The sequence below is a fragment of the Flavobacterium sp. genome, from assembly GCF_013822155.1.
In the GTDB taxonomy this organism is placed as follows: Bacteria; Bacteroidota; Bacteroidia; order Flavobacteriales; family Flavobacteriaceae; genus Flavobacterium.
Genome location: NZ_PNJW01000124.1, coordinates 1 through 2640, shown reverse-complemented (window position 1 = coordinate 2640; position 2640 = coordinate 1). Strand labels below are relative to the sequence as shown.

Genomic DNA, 2640 nt, shown 5'->3' with positions numbered 1-2640 from the left:
TTGAGAAAAGTGATTAGAAGGTTAGAAGAGAATCAATGGAACAACTCCGGTTAATGACTTTTTACCTTTGGTACTTTGTTGTTCGTTGATTTTATCAGCTAGTGGCTATCATCAACAGTTTTTTTGTTTGAATAAATGAATTCTTGTTTGGGTTTTCCGTTTTTCAATAACTCATTTTTGTTTTCCATAGCCATAAAAAGAATTTTTTTATCAATGGTTGTGTAACTTTTGAAATTCAATTCATTGTTAAAATTTACCTCTTTCCCTGCTTTTTTAAGTTTTTCAAGTTGTTTTTGAATGTTGTCAATATTTGTATTTTCATTGGATGAGAATTTAACTTCAATGATTTTTCCGTTTTCAGTGGTTATGCTTAAGTTGGAAACCTCTCCGATAGCCTCTGAGAGTTTTATGGAGTTGCAATAGTATTCATCCGGCATTGTATTTCTCAAGGCAGCGAATTTTTCATGTGACGATAAATCAGATCCGATGTCAAATCCACCAAAACCATTTATTTCTTTTTGAGATTCTTGACATGAGATTAAGGCCAACAGAACCATTAGCAGATAGCATTTTTTCATAATTGATGTCTTATTAAAAATGAGTTTTTGATTAAAATTTCTAACGTGTTATTCCATACCTACTGTTTGCGTATTGGTAGTTTAAAATTGCTTTTCAAAAGTATTTCCGTTAAACCTATAGACACTTCCATCTGCCATGCCGAACCATAATTCACTGTTTTTATCTTCATAAATTGATAGGACGAAATCATTAGTCAATCCGTCTTTTATAGTGTAATTTTCTAAATTATGACCATCATATTTCCAAATTCCGGCATCCCTGTCTCCAAACCAAATGTTTCCTTTTTTATCTTCAGCAATGGTAAAAACATGTTCCAATGTACCTTTTGGAGATTTCTCTCCATTTCGTTTACTGTTGGGATGAATCAGATGATGCTTGCTTGAAAAGTTTATAATTGAATCACCTTCCTTAAGCAATACGCCAATTCCGTTATTTCCAATCTAAAGTCTGCCTTTAGAATCTTCTAAAATACTTCGTATGTGTAAAGGTTCAATTTTTCTGTCATAACCCAATGTTTCATCATTCATAATCGTAAAATTACTCCCGTTATAGCCGAAGACACCTGCGTAGGTGCCAAACCATATCCTGTTATTTTTGCCTATTGAAATATCAGTTACAGCAAATAAATTATCATAGGGGTTGAGCAGTTTTTGGGGCGGAAAATCTAAATAATGTAATCGTTGTCCATCGTATCTGTACACTCCGGCTTTATTTCCGGCTTCAAACCACAAGTCTGTGTCAGATTTCATCCATTTATTTGTCATAGACTCATTGTCTTGATTTGGTAAAACATTTGGATAATTTTCTTTGCTTGATTTGGTGTGGTTTGTAATTCTTGAACCATCGTAACTGCTAACCCCGGTTTGTGTGTTGAACCAAATAAGGCCTTCATTATCCTCTTGAATAGAATGGATTTGGTTGTCAGTTAGTCCTTCATTGACAGTGAAGTATTTGAATGATTTGCCATTGTAAACAGCTACTCCCTCTTGAAGACTTCCAAACCAATAATTGCCTTTGCTGTCCTGAAAGACAGCACGAATTCCTGAAGTGAATTTTAAGGTATCGGTTTCTGAAGTCTTTTTTGATTCAGACTTATATACTTCTTTTTCGGTTGATTTCTTTTCAACGCACGAAAAGTTAAAAGTCAATATAAATAGTAAGTAAATCAATTTTATTTTTTTGTTCATTACGAGGTTTTCTAATATGACGCCTAACGTTTCGCGGCTAGTGGCATTTGCAAAGCCAACGAACTGCGTACTGTCTGCTGGGATAAAGTTTTACATGAAAAAAGAAGTACAACTCAAGAAAACCAATCATAGCGACGAACAGCTGTTATATGCTGTAGATTGATTTTACTTAAGACTAAATCACATAAAAAATGCAAAATAGCACAAGCCCCAAATTAAAATGAAAAGTGTTCCGGGCAAAACTTCAGTCTTCAACTTACTTTTAAATTCTTTTTTTATTAGCGCTAAGTAAAATACATAAAACACGAAAATCAGTGTCATTATTATTGGTATAAAAATTCTCATAATCAATGTATTAAAAGTTAACTCTGTAAAGGTCGAAAAAAAATATTACGAAAGAAAGAATAAACCATTTATAAATCATCACATTAATTATGAAAAGAATTGTGAGTCAAAAATGGTTAAAGGTTTTATCAACGTTAACTAAGCCTATAGCATTTAACTTTTCGCGGCTAGTGGCATTTGCGAAGCCAGCGAACTGCGTACTGTTTGTTAAGATAAAATTTTTACCTGAAAAAAGAAGTACAACTCATGAAAAACCAGCTATAGCGTATGATCACTGTTATTTGTTCGGTGTTTTAACAAGGAAACCACCAATGTATAAAATATAGTTTCCCACTTCTCATAAACATATTTATATGCCCATCAGAAACATTGTTTTCATCTTCTCTCAACTGAATGACTTGGAGATTTCCTTCTCCATGAACATCAATAGTTTTGAGGTTCTTAATTGCGTTTGGGAAGAGTTTTTTTAGATCATTTATGGTTGTAGATGAATTTAGCTTCTTTCCTTTGTAAGTAATGAAATTATTTT

General features: G+C 32.8%; 4 protein-coding genes. All 4 read right to left on the bottom strand.

Annotation, left to right across the window (positions count from 1 at the left end; genetic code table 11):
* Nucleotides 1-98: 98 nt before the first annotated feature.
* A complete protein-coding gene (locus C0512_RS15105; protein ID WP_290863056.1) occupies nt 99-578 on the bottom strand; it encodes a hypothetical protein in 480 nt (159 codons plus the stop codon).
* A gap of 81 nt (nt 579-659) precedes the next feature.
* Nucleotides 660-995 carry a two-component regulator propeller domain-containing protein gene (locus tag C0512_RS15100; protein WP_290863054.1) on the bottom strand — a complete coding sequence of 112 codons (336 nt, stop codon included), beginning with the start codon at nt 993-995 and terminating at the stop codon, nt 660-662.
* 24 nt (nt 996-1019) lie between these two features.
* Entirely contained in the window at nt 1020-1766 is a 747-nt protein-coding gene (locus C0512_RS15095) for a two-component regulator propeller domain-containing protein (protein ID WP_290863052.1), read from the bottom strand.
* Between the two features lie 638 nt (nt 1767-2404).
* On the bottom strand, nt 2405-2640 hold a 236-nt coding region (locus tag C0512_RS15090), incomplete at its 5' end, for a hypothetical protein (protein ID WP_290863050.1).